Source organism: Ramlibacter humi (assembly GCF_004681975.1).
Taxonomy (GTDB): domain Bacteria; phylum Pseudomonadota; class Gammaproteobacteria; order Burkholderiales; family Burkholderiaceae_C; genus Ramlibacter; species Ramlibacter humi.
Window position 1 is genome coordinate 311,294 of sequence record NZ_SMLK01000002.1, and the last position, 14,594, is coordinate 325,887.

Here is a 14,594-nt window from a genome sequence, read left to right on the forward strand (position 1 = left end):
TCCGCGCGACCGGAGTGCCGCCTGCGGCGGCAAGGTGAAGAGTCGTGACGTCCACGCTCCGCCGTTCCCTGTCATGGCGGGCTTGACCCGCCATCCACCTCCGGGACTCAATCTTTCGCCAGCAGCTCGAACAGCGTGCGCGCGATGACCTTGGTGGCCCTGCGCAGGTCTTCCAGGTCCAGGCGCTCGTCGGCGCGCTTGGCATTCGACTCCAGCACCGTGCGCGGACCCGCTCCGTAGATCACTCCCGGGATGCCCGCTTCGGTGTACAGGCGCACGTCGGTGTACAGCGGCGTGCCGACGGCCGGGATGGCTTCGCCGAACACGGCCTGCCCATGCTTGCGCAGCGCCTGCACCAGCGGCTGGTTGCCGGCCAGCGGCACCATGGCGCGGGCGAGCAGCAGGCGGCGCACGTCGACGCGGATGCCGCTGCCGCCGCGCGGCGGGCGGAAAGTCTTTGCGGCCTCGCCGATCGCCGCGCGGATGGAAGCTTCCACCTGCGCCGGGTCTTCTTCCGGGATCATGCGGCGGTCGAGCTTGAACACCACCTTGCCGGGCACGACGTTGGTGTTGGTGCCGCCGGCGATCCAGCCGACGTTCAGGTAGGGGTGCGTGATGCCCTCGACCTTCGACGTCACCTGCTTGTACTTTTCGTTCAGCGCGTAAAGCGACTGCAGGATGTGAGTGGCGCCCTGCAGCGCGTCGGTGCCACTGTCGGGAATGGCGGCGTGGCTCATGTCGCCGTGCACCGTCACTTCCATCTGCAGGCAGCCGTTGTGCGCCACCACCACCTGGTAGCTGAAGCCGGCGGCGATCAGCAGGTCGGGCCGGGTGATGCCCTGCTTCAGCAGCCAGCCCGGGCCGAGCTCGCCGCCGAACTCCTCGTCGTAGGTGAAGTGCAGTTCCACCGTGCCGGCCAGCGGGGCGCCCAGCGATTCCAGCGCGCGCGTGGCGAAGGTGAAGGTCGCGAAGTCGCTTTTACTGACGGCGGACGCGCGGCCGTAGAGGAAGCCCCCGTCCACTTCGCCGCCGTAGGGGTCGTGCTGCCAGCCTTCCCCGGGCGGCACCACGTCCCCGTGCGCGTTCAGGGCCACGGTGCGGCCCGCACCGAACTTGCGCCGCACCACCAGGTTGGTGATGGATTGCAGGCCCGCCGCCTGCACCTGTGCGGCGGGCACGGCATGTTTCTCCGCTTCATAGCCGAAGGCCTGAAGCAGTTCGGCCGTGCGCTCCGCGTGCGGTGCGTTGTTGCCGGGCGGCGTGTCGGTGGGCACGCGCACCAGCGCCTGCAGGAAGCGCACTTCCTCGTCGAAGTGGGCGTCGATCCAGGCGTCGAGTTTCTCGAAGTCGTTCATGTCAATGCCGCTCCGCGGCCAGTTGGTCCAGCAGCGCGCGGAAAGCGCGCACCGCCAGGTCGATGTCGTCGGCCGCCGTGCTTTCCAGCGGGTTGTGGCTGATGCCCGAGTTCTGCCCGCGAACGAACAGCATGGCCTGCGGCATCACTTCGTGCAGCTTCATCGCGTCGTGGCCGGCGCCGCTGGGCATGCGGTACAGCGGCACGCCGAGAGACTCGACCGCGCGCTCCCAGCGCGCCTGCCATTGCGGGTGGCTGGGCGCGGCCGCGGCCTTCATCGTCAGCTCGGTCGTGAAGCGGAGCCCGCGCCGGTCGCAGATCTCCTTCAGCTTCGCCAGCACGTCGTCGACCATGCGGTCGCGCTGCGGGTCGTTGGGCGCGCGCAGGTCCAGCGTGAACTGGCAGCGGCCGGGGATGACGTTGGTGGAGCCGCCCGGCACGTTCAGGATGCCGATGGTGCCGACCGAGTCACCGTCCTTCGCCGCGCGCTGCTCGACATGGAGCGCCAGCTCGGCCACCGCCACGGCCGCGTCGCGGCGTCGGTCCATCGGCGTGGTGCCCGCATGGCTGGCCATGCCCATCACTTCGCAGGCGTAGCGCACGCCGCCGTTGATGGAGGTGACGATGCCCAGCGGCAGGTGCGATTCGGTGAGCACCGGGCCTTGCTCGATGTGCACCTCGACGAAGCCAAGGTAGCGGGAGGGGTCGCGACGCAGCGCGGCGATGGCTTCCACGGTGCCCGGCAGGCCCGCGTGGTGCATGGCTTCGCGCATGGTGATGCCGTCCGCATCCTTCTGGTCCAGCCACGCGGCGTTGAACTGGCCGATGAGCGCGCCGGAGCCGAGGAAGGTGGCCTTGTAGCGCTGGCCTTCCTCTTCGGAGAAGGCCACGACTTCCAGCGCGAATGGCAACCGCTTGCCGGCGCGGGAGAGTGAGCGCACCGCGGCCATGGGCACGTAGATGCCCAGACGGCCGTCGTACTTGCCGCCGTTGCGCACCGTGTCGTAGTGCGATCCGGTCAGCAGTGCCTTGCCCGCCGCATCGCTGCCGCGGTAGAGGCCGACCACGTTGCCGACGGCGTCGATCGCCACCTCGTCGAAGCCCGCGTCCTTCATGTCCTGCCGGATGCGCGCGGCCGCGCCGCGGTGCGCATCGGTGAGGTAGGTGACGGTGAGCTGGCCTTTTTCCTTGAAGCCCGGGTCGCTGAATTCGGCGAGCTTTTCGAGCTGGTCCCAGACCTGCTCGCCTTCGGACGGCGCCACGGCGAACTTGTCGTTCAGCCGCATCTCGGCGATGCGGTGCACGTTGCGCAGGCACTCGCCGCGCTCGAAGTCCAGCGGGTTGCCCAGGCGCCGCTCGAAGGTGTCGATGATCTCGGCGCGCGACAGCCCCGTGCCGCGCGGCCCGCGCACGGCCAGGATGAAGGGGAAGCCGAACTTGGCGTTGTAGTCCGCGTTCAGCCGCTGGATCTTCTCGAACTCCTGCGGCGTGCAGTCGGTGAGGCCGGCCTTGCCTTGCTCGTGGGTCGATTCGGCGGTGAGCGCATTGCTCACCATCGCCTTGCCCGCCAGTTCCGGGTGGGCGCGCAGCAGCTGCACCTGGTTGTCGACGGCGCTGTCCTCCACGATGCGCGCCATCGCGTGCTTCAGGTGCGCCAGCGAGCGGAAAGGCCGCTGCGCCAGCGCGGCCTGCGCGATCCACGGCGAGTTTTCGTACAGGCCGTCCAGCAGCCGTGCAGCTTCGCCGGGCGGCGCGGTGTTGAGCTGTTCCAGGGTGAGGGGCATGGCTTTCATCCCGAGTAGGGGTGGATCAGTTTCCAGTGGCGGGCCAGGTCGATGCGCCGGCACACCCACACGTGGTCGTGGCGCTCGACGTGGTCCAGGAATTTCTGCAGGGCGACGATGCGCCCGGGCCGGCCGAGCAGGCGGCAATGCATGCCGATGCTCATCATGCGGGGCTGGTCCAGGCCGTTCGGGTCGCCTTCGGCATACAGCGCGTCGAAGGTGTCGCGCAGGTAGATGAAGAAGTCTTCGGCCTGCGAGAAGCCCTGCGGCAGCGAGAAGCGCATGTCGTTGGTGTCCAGCGTGTAGGGCACCACCAGGTGCGGCACCACCAGGCCGTCGCTGCGCTTGACCTTCATCCAGAACGGCAGGTCGTCGCCGTAGTAGTCGCTGTCGTATTCGAAGCCGCCGTGGTCCGCCACCAGGCGGCGCGTGTTGGGGCTGTCGCGGCCGGTGTACCAGCCGGCGCCGTGCACGAAGCCGGGCGTGCCGTGCTTCTGGCCGGTGAGCTGCTCGATGGCGCGCACGGCCAGGCGCATGTGCTCGCGTTCCACCTTGGGTTCCACGCCCTGGTAGTGGATCCAGCGCCAGCCGTGGCTGGCGATCTCGTGGCCGAGTTCGACGAAAGCTGCCGTCACTTCGGGGTGCCGCTGCAGCGCCATGCCGACGCCGAACACGGTGAGCGGCAGCCGTCGCTTCTCGAACTCGCGCAGGATGCGCCACACGCCCACGCGCGAGCCGTATTCGTAGATGCCCTCCATGCTCAGGTGCCGGGCCGGGTAGGCGGCGGGGTTGAACATCTCGGACAGGAACTGCTCGGATGCCGGGTCGCCGTGCAGCACCGCGTTCTCGCCGCCTTCCTCGTAGTTCAGGACGAACTGCACCGCGATGCGGGCCTGGCCCGGCCACCGGGGGTGCGGCGGCAAGCGGCCGTAGCCCACCAGGTCACGCGGGTAGCCGGCGGTGCTGTCGTAGTTGGTGGGCAAGTGAAATCCTCGGTCGGTGTTCAGGCGGCGGCCAGCGCCTGCGCGATGTCGTGCGTGGGCGGCGGCCGGTCGAAAGCCAGGCTGGCCTCGACATGGTCCAGGTGATCCTGCATCAGTTTCACCGCCTTGGCGGCGTCGCGGGCCGCCAGCGCGCGCACGATCTCCACGTGCTCTTCCTGCGAGTGGCGCGCGGCGCCGGCGCGCTGGTACATCAGCGTGATGAGCGAGCTGCGGGAGATCAGGTCGCGCAGAATCTGCGCCAGCACCTCGTTGCCCATCAGCTCGGCCATGCGCACGTGGAAGTCGCCCAGCAGCGCGATGCCTTCGGCGGTGTCCTGCGCGTCGACCGCCGCCTTTTCGCGCGCGACGTGATCGCGCAGCGCCTTGATGCGCGCCGGCGTGGCTTCGCGCGCGAAGCCGCGGGTCATCTCCGCTTCCAGCATGCGGCGCACGGCGAACACCTGGCGCGCTTCTTCCACCGTTGGCGCGGCGACGAAAGCGCCGCGCGCGGGCTCCAGCGTCACCAGCCGGTTCTGCGCCAGCTGGTGCAGCGCCTGGCGCACGATGGTGCGCGAGACGCCGAAGTGGTCGGCCAGCCGCTGCTCCGCCAGCTTGGTCCCCGGCTGCAGCCGGTGGCCGGCGATGGCCTGGGTCAGCTCGCGGACGATGACGGCGGTGGCGGTGGGCTGCACGGTCGGCATGATAGGCGTTGGCGACAAAAGTGTATACACTTCTGTGGACACAACCGCCGCGAGGAGCCGAACATGGGCCTGAGCACCCACGTGCTGGACACGATGCATGGAACGCCCGCCGCCGGCATGGCGGTGGCGCTGTACACGACGCAAGGCGGCCAGGCCACGCTGGTGCGGCGTTTCGAGCTGAACGCCGACGGCCGCGCCGGCGCGGCCTTGTATGGCGACGGTGAGCTGAAGGCCGGCACCTACCGGCTGGTGTTCGACGTGGCGGCGTATTTCAGGAAGCGCGGCGTGGAACTGCCCGACCCGCCCTTTCTGGACCAGGTGGCGCTGGACTTCGGCATCGCAGCGCCCGGGCAGCACTACCACGTGCCGCTGCTGTGCAGCCCGTGGAGCTATTCCACGTACCGCGGGTCATGAATGACGAATGACTTCGTTGCTGTCGCAACTCCATGACGAATGACTTGGCCTGACCGTCATCCGTCATCGAGCCGCGCAGCGGCGGCGTCATCCGTCATGGGCAAGACGTCAGTCCTGCCCCTCCGTCAGCGTGTCCAGCTGGAACTGGCCGCTCTTGTGCCACAGCCAGGTGTCCGTGTAGACCACCTTGCCCATGCGCGCGGGCACGGGGAAGGGCGCCGCGGCGCGCACGGTGCGCTCGATCTCCGCCATGACTTCGGGCGCGTGCTTGGGCGCGCGCATCCACGAAACGTTGCGGACCTGGCCGTCGCGGTCGACCTCGACCTGCAGCACGCCGACGGCGTACAGCAACGGCGGCATGCGGCCCTTCCAGATGCGCTCCTTGTTCAGCCCGTACAGGTGGCTGGCGGCGTCCTGCCGGTAGGCGCGCGGGTTGCTGGCGGACGAAACACGCGTGATGACGACCGGTGCTTCGGCCACGGGCGGTGCGGCCGGGGGCTCCGGCATGGCCACGGGGGGCGCCGGTTCGGCCGGCGGTGGTGTGGAACCGCAGGCGGCCAGCAGGGCGGCAACGGCCGCGGCCAGCCAGCCGGCGGCGCGCGCGGGGAACTTCTTCATCTTCTCGTCTCCTCGGGCGCGGAACGGCCGCCCTGGTCCTGCGGGCGATCATGGCCGCGCGCGCGTGCAACGGCCAGCGTGAAACCCCGGATGACATCGCTTACGGCTGAGTTCGCATGTTGCCGCCCGACACAGACGGTGCGGAGGCTTTCGTGATGGATTGGGCCGCCGGGTTGTCGCGCGCCGCGCGCGGCGTGCTGGTGACCGTCGCCTCGGTGGAAGGCTCGGGGCCGCGCGAGCCGGGCGCGTGGATGCTGGTGCTGCCCGGCGAGGTGCTGGGCACCATCGGCGGCGGGCGGCTGGAACATGACGCGCTGGCCATCGCGAGTGAAATGCTCTCGCAGGCCGGCGCGAAACCCGAACGGCGCCGCTTCGCGCTCGGCCCCAGCCTGGGCCAGTGCTGTGGCGGCGTGGTGCACCTTTCGTTCGAGCCGGTCACGGCCGCCGACGTTCCCGGGCTGCGTGACAGACTGGCGGAGGCGCTCACGCCGGTGGCGCTGTTCGGCGGCGGCCACGTCGGCACGGCCATCGCGCGGCTGTGCGCGGCCTTGCCGTTCGATCTGACATGGATCGACAGCCGCGACGGCATCTTTCCCGCGGACCTCGCGCCGAACATCCATTGCGAGCATTCCGATCCGGTGCAAGGCGCCGTGCCGCAGCTCGCGCCGGGCAGCCTGGTGCTGATCATGAGCTTCAGCCACGCCGAAGACCTGGACGTGCTGGCGGCCTGCCTGCGGCGCCGCCGCGACCGGCACGACCTGCCGTTCGTGGGCCTGATCGGCAGCAAGACCAAGTGGGCCACCTTCCGCCACCGGCTGGAGCACCGCGGCTTCGCGGCGGAAGAACTCGATGCCGTCACCTGCCCCATCGGCGTGCCGGGCATCACCGGCAAGCAGCCCGCGGTGATCGCGGTGGCGGCCGTGGCCCAACTCCTGCAAGCCGCTTGCGCGAACATCACGACCTGAGGGAAGAACGGGACGACATGGAAAGCTACCTCCTCGACTGGGCCAACCTGCTGCTGCGCTGGCTGCACGTGATCACCGCCATCGCGTGGGTGGGCTCGTCGTTCTATTTCGTGTTCCTGGACTCCAGCCTCACGCCGCCGGTGGACGAAGACCTGAAGCGCCAGGGCGTCAGCGGCGAACTGTGGGCCGTGCATGGCGGCGGCTTCTACCACCCGGTGAAGTTCGCAGTCGCGCCCCCGAAGTTGCCGGAGCACCTGCACTGGTTCTACTGGGAGAGCTACACGACCTGGATGTCGGGCTTCGCGCTCTTCGCGGTCACCTACCTTTGGAACGCGAGCACCTGGCTGGTCGATCCTTCGCGCACCAACTGGTCGGGCGGCGTCGCGGGCGCCGTGGCGATCGGCTTCATCGTGGTGTTCTGGTACGGCTACGACATCGTGTGCCGGCTGTTCGGGCAGCGCAAGAACGGCGACGCCATCGTCGGCGCGCTGGTCGCTGTGCTGGTGGCCATCGCCGCTTGGCTGGCCTGCCACTGGTTCCCTGGCCGCGCCGCCTTCCTGCTGGTGGGCGCGATGATCGCCAGCACCATGACGGCCAACGTCGGGTTCTGGATCATCCCGGGCCAGCGCAAGATGGTCGCGGCCATCCGCGAAGGCAAGCCGGTGGATCCCATCCACGGCTGGCGCGGCAAGCAGCGCAGCGTGCACAACACCTACTTCACGCTGCCGGTGCTGCTGGCCATGCTGTCCAACCACTACGGCTTCCTGTGGAACCACCCGCGCAACTGGCTGGTGCTGCTGCTCATGATGTTCGCGGGCGCGGCGATCCGGCAGTTCTTCGTTCTGCGCCATGGCTGGAAGCTGGGCCGCAACAAGCATCCGCTGCCCTACGCACTGGCGGGCATCGTCGCGATCGTCGTCACCGTGGTCTGGCTGGCGCCCGCACCTCAACTGGCGCCAGCCGCGGCGCCCGCGCAGGTGGGCTACGCGCAGGTCCAGCCCATCCTGGAGCAGCGCTGCTACCTGTGCCACGGCGCGCAGGTGCAGATGAAGAACGTGCGGCTGGACAGCGCGCAGTCCCTGAAGGAACACGCCGCCGCCGTCTACCAGCAGGCCGTGGTGCAGAAGACCATGCCGCTGAACAACGCGACGAACATCACGGATGGGGAGCGCGCCGTGCTGGGGCAGTGGTTCCAGCAAGGGGCGAAGGTGGACTGACACAATCGCGCCTGTGCACCACCAGGCCACGCTCACCTTCGGCGACCCCGCCTACCGCCCCGGCACCGAAGGGCCCGACGACATGGCCGCCCACGCGCGCACCGTGCCCACGGGCGGATCGCTCACGGTGCCCGTCGGCAACGGCCGGCTGATGCAGGGCACCTGGCAGGGCCTGTTTCTCTGGGAGCACCGCACCGGGCCGCAGCGGCGGCACCTGGTGGTGACGGTGCTCGGCGAATGATCGGAACTCCCATGAACTCCACGCCCGACGCCCGCAAAGATCCTCGCGGCTTCCTCGAACACCTGTACCGCGTGGCCGTGCAGCGCGCATTGCCCCTGCACACGACGAAAGCATTCCTGCCTTCCCCGCCGAAGGGCCGCACCGTCGTGCTGGGCGCGGGCAAGGCGGGCGGCGCGATGGCGCAGGCGGTGGAAGCGCTGTGGCCGCAGGACGCGCCGCTGTCCGGGCTGGTCGTCACGCGCTACCACCACGTGCCGCCGCGGCCGCAGGGGTTGAAGCAGCGAATCGAGGTGGTCGAGGCCGCGCACCCCGTGCCCGATGCCGCCGGCCTGGCCGCCGCGCAGCGCATCCTGCAGATGGCGCAGGGCCTGACCAAAGACGACCTGGTGCTGTTCCTGATTTCCGGTGGCGGCTCGGCGCTGCTCACGCTGCCCGCCGAAGGCCTGACACTGGAAGACAAGCAGCGCGTCAACCGCGGCCTGCTGGAGAGCGGCGCCAACATCGGCGAGATGAACTGCGTGCGCAAGCACCTGTCGCGCATCAAGGGCGGCCGATTGGCCGCGGCGTGCGCGCCCGCGCGCGTGGTGACGCTGACCATCAGCGACGTGCCCGGCGACGACCCTTCCGTCATTGCCAGCGGCCCCACGGTGCCGGACGTGACGACCTGCGCCGACGCGGTGGCCATCCTGGAGCGCTATGGCATCGAGGTGCCCGGCGCGATCATGAGCCTGCTGGAGCAGGGCGCGCTGGAAACGCCCAAGCCCGGCGACCCGGCGTTCGACGGCCACGAAGTGCACATGATCGCCACGCCGCAGCAGTCGCTGGAAGCGGCCGCGCAGGCGGCGCGCGCGGCGGGCCTTCATGCCTACATCCTCAGCGACGAAATGGAAGGCGAGTCGCGCGAGGTCGGCAAGGTGCAGGCCGCGCTGGCCCGCGCGTCGGCGCGGCGCGGCGAGCCTTTCGAGCGGCCTTGCGTCATCCTGTCGGGCGGCGAGACCACGGTGACGGTGCGCAAGCAGCCCGAGGGCACGCCGCGGGGCCGCGGCGGGCGCGCCGGCGAGTTCTGCCTGGGTCTGGCGCAGGCGCTGCAGGGGCAGCCCGACGTGTGGGGCCTGGCCGCGGACACCGACGGCATCGACGGCGTGGAAGACAATGCGGGCGCCTTCGTCGCGCCCGACACGCTGCAGCGCGCGGCGGCGCAAGGCCTGAAGGTGGACCGCCATCTGGATCGCAACGACGCCTACGGTTACTTCAGCGCCCTGGGCGACCTGGTGGTCACCGGGCCCACGCACACCAACGTCAACGACTTCCGCGCGCTGCTGGTGTTGTGACGCCCTGGCGGTCAGCGCGCTGCACGCGCGGCCGCGGCTTGCGCCACTTCGGGCGGCAGCCGCTGCAGCAGCCAGCGAAGCGCCAGCGGCACCAGTACCAGGTCGTCCACCACCCCGAAGAACGGAATGAAATCGGGCACGAAGTCGAACGGTGAGATCAGGTAAAGCACCGCCAGCGCCACGCCCAGCTTGAACCAGCCGGGCGCCAGCGGGTGGCGCAGGGCGAACCACAGCCGGCGCGCGTCGCCGCGCATCACGGTCCACAAGAGGCTCAGGCGCTTGAACAGCATTGCGACTCCACGCGGGCTCGCTGCCCGCGGTGGACAGTTTGGGATGCCCACGCGCCAGCGCAAGGGCTGGAACGCGGCGTTACACCGGCGGGCGGCACGTGGTGCTGCCCGATTCCTGTGGATGAGGTAGCGCTAGACTTGCCGGCTTCTCGCGCCACCGTTATGCCATGCCGACACAAGGTTCGATGACACCCCTTTCGCCCTCCGCCGGGTCACTGCCCGGCCGCTGGCTCGGGTCGGTGATCTCCAGGTGCACGAAAGCACACTATCCCGAAGTGGCCTGCGACGGGCAGAGCTACCGCCGGCAGGTGTCGTCCTTCAAGATCGTCAAGAAATACCTGCACAAGCGGCTGGCCTTGGCGCTTGGCGGGCAAGGCGCGCTGGTGCGCCAGCACGTGCCGCCCGGCTCCCGCGTCCTCTGGCTGTTCACCGGCAAAAGGAATTTCGGCGATGCGAACCTGGAGCTGTCGGGCCGCGCGCTGCTGAAGGGGCGGGGCGTCCGCATCGATTTGCTGACCTTGCCCAATCTCCATGCCTTGTTCAAGGAAGACGACGTCTTCGAGAACGTCTTCCAGGATGTCCGCGAGGTCCGGCCGGGCGACTACGACTTCATCCTGCTGTCGGAGTACAACCATCGCAGCATCCGGCTGAAGCGGCGGTTCTTCCGCTGCCTGCCCTTTGCGTGCCTGTTCGGCTATTTCGACGGACCCGCCCGGAACCAGAGCTGCTTCAGCCACGCGGCCATCAATGACATCTTCCGCTTGCAGCTCACGTCCGAGCAGGTGCTCGCCGCGGCCAAGCCGTATCTCTGCACCAGCGAAGCCACGAAAGCCTCGGTGGCATCACTGATCCCGCAGGAGCCCTACGTCACGGTCTCCATCGGCGGCATCGATCCCTTCCGCTCCTATCGGCACTGGCCGGAGTTCCTGCGCCTGCTCGACGAGTGCGATTCGGCCGGCGTGCCGAAAACCGTGGTGCTCGTGGGTTCGGACAATGGGCTGGACATGCTGGAGAAAATCCAGGCGGAGCACTACCCGCGCTTGCGGGTCCGGTCGCTCATCGGGCAGCTGTCCATCCTGCAGACGCGCGAAGTCATCGCGCAGGCCAGGGCCTTCGTCGGCTGCGACGGGGGGTTGATGCACGTGGCACATTCCACCGGCACGCGCAGCGTTTCACTGTTTGCCGTCACCGAACCTTGGCAATACTGGCTGACCGAGCGTTGCGGCTCCTTGCCGATCCAGAGCGGCAGCGACGTCAGTGCCATCGAGCCGGTGCGCATCCTGGAATCGCTGCAGGAGATCGGCTCGGCTGCCGTGCCTGCCTGAGCCGGTGGCGACGGGCGCGGACAGCGCTCGTTACTCGCAGAGCGCGCGGATGCCTTCGGGGATGGGCTGCGCGAAGATGCTGCCGTCGTCGCGCCGGCCCGCGAAGATGCGCACTTCCTCGCACTCCAGCAGCAGGTCTTCGCCCTTCATGACGCGGTAACGCTGCGTGAAACTCTTGCCGCGCCATTCGCCGATGCTGGTGACGATGTCCAGCCGGTCGCCGTAGGTGGCGGTCTTGAGGAACCGCGCCTTGGTGTCCACCAGTGGCGTGCCGATGACACCCAGCGTCTTCTCCGTCTCGGCCCACGGCGGCACGCCGCACTCGATGAAGAAGTGCCGCGATGCCGCGTCGATCCAGCGGAAGAAGTTGGGGAACCAGACGATGCGCGCGGGGTCGCAGTCGCCGAACTCGACGCGGACGGTGTACGTGACCTCTTTGGACATCAGCCCATTTTCCCCGGCAGCCACAGCGCGATGACGGGGAACGCGATGAGGATGACGAGCCGGATGATGTCGGTGGCCACGAACGGCAGCACGCCCTTGAAGATGGTGGTGAAGCTGACGTCGTGCACCACGCTCTTGATCACGAACACGTTCATGCCCACGGGCGGGTGGATGAGGCCCAGCTCCACCGTCATCACGATGATGATGCCGAACCAGATGGGGTCGAAGCCCAGCTGCGTGATCACCGGGAAGATGATGGGCACGGTGAGGATGATCATCGCCATCGCGTCCATCAGGCAGCCCAGCACCAGGTACATGACCATGATGAGGGCCAGCACGCCGTAGCTGCCGACGCCCAGGCCGGTGAGGAAGGCGGTGAGCTTCTGCGGCGTCTGCGTGATGGTGAGGAAGTAGCCGAACATCAGCGCGCCGATCAGCACGGTGAACACCGCGGCCGCCGTGCGCGTGGCCGACAGCAGCGCCTGCTTGATCTTGTCGCGGTCGAGCTTGCCCCGGATCAGGCCGAGCAGGAAGGCGCCGCTGGCGCCGACACCCCCTGCTTCCGTCGGCGTGAAGAAGCCGCCGTACAGGCCGCCGACGACGAACAGGAACAGCACCAGCGGCGCCCACACGTTCTTCAGGTCGGCGACGCGCTCGGGCCAGGGCTTGGCCTGCCCGCCGGGCAGCCACTCGGGCTTGACCTTCACGATGATCATGATGGTGATCACGTACAGCAGCATCGCGAACAGGCCGGGGATGATGCCGGCCATGAACAGCTTGCCGATGTCCTGCTGCGTCAGGATGGCGTAGACCGCCAGCACGGTGGAAGGCGGCAGCATCGCGCCCAGCGTGCCGCCCGCGGCGATGACGCCGGTGGAGAACGACTGCGGGTAGCCGAAGCGGCGCATCTCCGGGTAGGCCACGCTGGAGAACGTGGCCGCGGTGGCGACGGACGAACCGCAGATGGCCGCGAAGCCGCCGCACGCCAGCACGGTGGCCACGCCCAGGCCGCCGCGCAGGTGGCCGATCATGGAGTTGGCGGCCTTGAACAGTTCGCGGCTGACGCCCGACACCGACACGAACGCGCCCATCAGCATGAACATGGGGATGACGCCGAACGTGTAGTCGGTCACCGTGCGCATCGAGGTCTGGCCCACGAGCTTGAGCGCCGGGCCGGCGCCGGCGATCCACGCGTAGCCGGAGATGCCCACCAGCCCCATGGCCATGCCCACGGGCACGCGCAGGAGCATGAGGGCGAAGAGGGAGAGGAAGCCGATCAGGGCAACGAGATCTGTTTCAGCCATCACTCGACCGCTTTCTTTTCGAAGTGTTCGTCGTGGAGTGCTTCCGGCTTGAACACGAGGCGCCAGGTGCGGATGGCGATCAGCACCACCGCGCAGACGTCGCCGATCCAGGCCACCGCGTAGAACGGCCAGGTGGGCAGGTTGAGGTCGTACGTGAGCACGTGGTCGACGTAGGTGAGCTTGACCTTGTCGAACAGCATGGCGGTCTGCACGATCACCACGAACAGCAGCACCAGCGTGGCGAAGACGTCGATGGCGCGCTTGGCGCGCTTGCCCACGGCCGTCCACACCAGGTCCACCGTGATGTGGCCGCCGCGGTAGCTGGTGGCGGCGATGCCCCAGAAGATGAGGATGCCCAGCAGCATGCGGCCGAAGTCGTAGTAGTCGGGGATGGACGTGCTGAAGAACTTGCGCAGCAGCACGTTGACGAAGATGTTGAGCGCGACGATCCCCACGAAGATGGCGGCCAGCCACTCGATGGTGTTGATGAACCGGTCGGCGAAGTTCTGTTTCTGCGGCAAGAAGCGGCCCCCTCTTCGAAAATCGGCCCGGCGCGCCTTCCGGCGGGCCGGGCCCATTGCCCTCGGCGCGGGATCAGAGCGCCGACTTGTACTTGCCCAGCGTCTGCTTGAACGAGTCCAGCACCTGCTTGGGATCGCCGCCGGCCTTCTTCACGCCGTCGGCCCACTGGTTCTCCACCGGCGCCACGGCGTCGCGCCAGGCCTTCAGCTGCTCGGGCGTGAGCTTGTAGACCTCGTGGCCCGCTTCGGCGGCGATCTTGGCGCGGCCGGCGATCTCGAAGTCGGCCCAGGCGGAGCCGATCTTCTCGGCCCACTCGCTGGTGCAGTGGTCGTCGATGACCTTCTTCTGGGCGGCCGACATCGCGTTGTACTTGTCGTTGTTCATCACCCAGACGAACGGCGTGACATACAGCGGCACGTCCATGTGGTACTTCACCACCTTGTCGATGCCGAACAGGATGAGCGAGCCCCACGGGAAGGTGATGGCCTCGGCGACGCCGCGCTCCAGCATGTCGCGCGCTTCGGGCGCGGACGACTGCACGTTGGTGCCGCCCAGCGTGGTGACCATCTGGCCGATGGTGCTGGTGGCCGGGCGGATCTTCATGCCCTTGATCTCGGTGGGCAGCACCACCTTCTTGCGCGAATGCAGCGCGCCGGGGTCGTGCGCGAAGGCGAAGCAGAAATGCACGTCCTTCATTTCCTTCGCGGCGTACTGGCGGTACCAGGCGTCGATGGCGGCGGAGCCGGCCTTGGCGTTGCTGACCATGAACGGCAGCGACGACGCGGCGAAGACGGGGAAGCGGCCCGGCTGGTAGCCCGGGTTCACGTACGAGAAGTCGGAGATGCCGTCCCGCGCCATGTCGTAGTGGTCGAACGCCTTGCCCAGCTGCTCGCCCGGGAACAGCGTGTAGCTGATGGTGCCGTTGGACGCCTTCTTGATGCTCTCGGCCCAGGCCTGCAGCGCGGGGTTGAGCGCGTGCTGCGCCGGCACCCAGCTGGACAGCTTCATGGCGACGGGCTTGTCCTGGGCGGCGGCGGTACCGGCAACGAGGGCGAGGGCGGCCAGGGCCGCGGCGGCGAGGGGCTTGCGCATGGGTGTCTC

16 protein-coding genes are annotated in these 14,594 nt (G+C 68.6%); 6 read left to right on the top strand and 10 right to left on the bottom strand.

Going from position 1 to position 14,594, the window contains the following annotated elements:
* Nucleotides 1-107: 107 nt before the first annotated feature.
* The 4 genes from EZ216_RS08905 to EZ216_RS08920 are packed head-to-tail and all read right to left on the bottom strand — an operon-like array spanning nucleotide 108 to nucleotide 4,813.
* Complete coding sequence (locus EZ216_RS08905) at nucleotides 108-1,355, bottom strand: M20 family metallopeptidase (RefSeq protein ID WP_135249389.1); 1,248 nt, start codon at nucleotides 1,353-1,355, stop codon at nucleotides 108-110.
* A gap of 1 nt (nucleotide 1,356) precedes the next feature.
* Complete coding sequence (gene uraD, locus EZ216_RS08910; protein ID WP_135249390.1) at nucleotides 1,357-3,138, bottom strand: 2-oxo-4-hydroxy-4-carboxy-5-ureidoimidazoline decarboxylase; 1,782 nt, start codon at nucleotides 3,136-3,138, stop codon at nucleotides 1,357-1,359.
* 5 nt (nucleotides 3,139-3,143) lie between these two features.
* The gene (gene puuE / locus EZ216_RS08915) at nucleotides 3,144-4,121 is read right to left on the bottom strand and encodes an allantoinase PuuE (RefSeq protein ID WP_135249391.1); all 978 of its coding nucleotides are present in this window, start codon (nucleotides 4,119-4,121) and stop codon (nucleotides 3,144-3,146) included.
* A gap of 20 nt (nucleotides 4,122-4,141) precedes the next feature.
* Entirely contained in the window at nucleotides 4,142-4,813 is a 672-nt protein-coding gene (locus EZ216_RS08920) for a GntR family transcriptional regulator (protein ID WP_439126725.1), read from the bottom strand.
* Nucleotides 4,814-4,885: 72 nt separating this feature from the next.
* On the opposite strand from EZ216_RS08920, the gene uraH reads away from it, so the two are divergent.
* Nucleotides 4,886-5,236 (top strand): hydroxyisourate hydrolase, encoded by a 351-nt coding sequence (uraH, locus tag EZ216_RS08925; RefSeq protein ID WP_135249393.1) that lies wholly within the window; start codon nucleotides 4,886-4,888, stop codon nucleotides 5,234-5,236.
* Between the two features lie 108 nt (nucleotides 5,237-5,344).
* Here the strand turns inward: uraH and EZ216_RS08930 are convergent, their stop codons facing one another.
* Complete coding sequence (locus tag EZ216_RS08930; protein ID WP_135249394.1) at nucleotides 5,345-5,854, bottom strand: energy transducer TonB; 510 nt, start codon at nucleotides 5,852-5,854, stop codon at nucleotides 5,345-5,347.
* Nucleotides 5,855-6,009: 155 nt separating this feature from the next.
* Here EZ216_RS08930 and xdhC point away from each other — a divergent pair, with 155 nt between their 5' ends.
* From xdhC to EZ216_RS08950, 4 genes are read left to right on the top strand one after another with little or no spacing between them, the layout of a single operon-like run.
* Nucleotides 6,010-6,819: a xanthine dehydrogenase accessory protein XdhC gene (gene xdhC, locus EZ216_RS08935; protein ID WP_135249395.1), complete on the top strand. Its 810-nt coding sequence runs from the start codon at nucleotides 6,010-6,012 to the stop codon at nucleotides 6,817-6,819.
* 17 nt (nucleotides 6,820-6,836) lie between these two features.
* Complete coding sequence (locus tag EZ216_RS08940) at nucleotides 6,837-8,036, top strand: urate hydroxylase PuuD (RefSeq protein ID WP_135249396.1); 1,200 nt, start codon at nucleotides 6,837-6,839, stop codon at nucleotides 8,034-8,036.
* Nucleotides 8,037-8,049: 13 nt separating this feature from the next.
* Complete coding sequence (locus EZ216_RS08945; RefSeq protein WP_239024321.1) at nucleotides 8,050-8,277, top strand: YjbQ family protein; 228 nt, start codon at nucleotides 8,050-8,052, stop codon at nucleotides 8,275-8,277.
* Nucleotides 8,278-8,288: 11 nt separating this feature from the next.
* On the top strand, nucleotides 8,289-9,608 hold the full coding sequence (locus EZ216_RS08950; protein WP_135249398.1) for a glycerate kinase type-2 family protein: 1,320 nt from the start codon (nucleotides 8,289-8,291) through the stop codon (nucleotides 9,606-9,608).
* 11 nt (nucleotides 9,609-9,619) lie between these two features.
* Here the strand turns inward: EZ216_RS08950 and EZ216_RS08955 are convergent, their stop codons facing one another.
* The gene (locus tag EZ216_RS08955; RefSeq protein WP_135249784.1) at nucleotides 9,620-9,895 is read right to left on the bottom strand and encodes a YkvA family protein; all 276 of its coding nucleotides are present in this window, start codon (nucleotides 9,893-9,895) and stop codon (nucleotides 9,620-9,622) included.
* Nucleotides 9,896-10,083: 188 nt separating this feature from the next.
* Between EZ216_RS08955 and EZ216_RS08960 the strand changes: the two genes are divergently transcribed.
* The gene (locus EZ216_RS08960) at nucleotides 10,084-11,223 is read left to right on the top strand and encodes a glycosyltransferase family 9 protein (RefSeq protein WP_205959644.1); all 1,140 of its coding nucleotides are present in this window, start codon (nucleotides 10,084-10,086) and stop codon (nucleotides 11,221-11,223) included.
* A gap of 30 nt (nucleotides 11,224-11,253) precedes the next feature.
* Here the strand turns inward: EZ216_RS08960 and EZ216_RS08965 are convergent, their stop codons facing one another.
* The 4 genes from EZ216_RS08965 to EZ216_RS08980 form a co-directional block, all read right to left on the bottom strand.
* Nucleotides 11,254-11,667: an acyl-CoA thioesterase gene (locus EZ216_RS08965; RefSeq protein WP_135249400.1), complete on the bottom strand. Its 414-nt coding sequence runs from the start codon at nucleotides 11,665-11,667 to the stop codon at nucleotides 11,254-11,256.
* Nucleotides 11,667-12,971, bottom strand: a complete 1,305-nt coding sequence (locus EZ216_RS08970) for a TRAP transporter large permease (RefSeq protein WP_135249401.1) — start codon at nucleotides 12,969-12,971, stop codon at nucleotides 11,667-11,669. The genes EZ216_RS08965 and EZ216_RS08970 overlap by 1 nt, the downstream gene beginning before the upstream one ends.
* A complete protein-coding gene (locus EZ216_RS08975) occupies nucleotides 12,971-13,492 on the bottom strand; it encodes a TRAP transporter small permease (protein WP_239024322.1) in 522 nt (173 codons plus the stop codon). Before EZ216_RS08975 ends, EZ216_RS08970 begins: the two co-directional genes overlap by 1 nt.
* 73 nt (nucleotides 13,493-13,565) lie before the next feature.
* Nucleotides 13,566-14,585: a TRAP transporter substrate-binding protein gene (locus tag EZ216_RS08980; RefSeq protein ID WP_135249403.1), complete on the bottom strand. Its 1,020-nt coding sequence runs from the start codon at nucleotides 14,583-14,585 to the stop codon at nucleotides 13,566-13,568.
* Nucleotides 14,586-14,594 lie beyond the last annotated feature (9 nt).

Coding starts and splice junctions, on each gene's coding strand:
- uraH (WP_135249393.1), top strand. CDS start 4,886: ATGGGCCTGAGCACCCACGTGCTGGACACGATGCATGGAACGCCCGCC.
- EZ216_RS08960 (WP_205959644.1), top strand. CDS start 10,084: ATGACACCCCTTTCGCCCTCCGCCGGGTCACTGCCCGGCCGCTGGCTC.
- EZ216_RS08930 (WP_135249394.1), bottom strand. CDS start 5,854: ATGAAGAAGTTCCCCGCGCGCGCCGCCGGCTGGCTGGCCGCGGCCGTT.
- EZ216_RS08980 (WP_135249403.1), bottom strand. CDS start 14,585: ATGCGCAAGCCCCTCGCCGCCGCGGCCCTGGCCGCCCTCGCCCTCGTT.
- xdhC (WP_135249395.1), top strand. CDS start 6,010: ATGGATTGGGCCGCCGGGTTGTCGCGCGCCGCGCGCGGCGTGCTGGTG.
- EZ216_RS08965 (WP_135249400.1), bottom strand. CDS start 11,667: ATGTCCAAAGAGGTCACGTACACCGTCCGCGTCGAGTTCGGCGACTGC.
- EZ216_RS08950 (WP_135249398.1), top strand. CDS start 8,289: ATGAACTCCACGCCCGACGCCCGCAAAGATCCTCGCGGCTTCCTCGAA.
- EZ216_RS08905 (WP_135249389.1), bottom strand. CDS start 1,355: ATGAACGACTTCGAGAAACTCGACGCCTGGATCGACGCCCACTTCGAC.
- uraD (WP_135249390.1), bottom strand. CDS start 3,138: ATGCCCCTCACCCTGGAACAGCTCAACACCGCGCCGCCCGGCGAAGCT.
- EZ216_RS08970 (WP_135249401.1), bottom strand. CDS start 12,971: ATGGCTGAAACAGATCTCGTTGCCCTGATCGGCTTCCTCTCCCTCTTC.
- EZ216_RS08940 (WP_135249396.1), top strand. CDS start 6,837: ATGGAAAGCTACCTCCTCGACTGGGCCAACCTGCTGCTGCGCTGGCTG.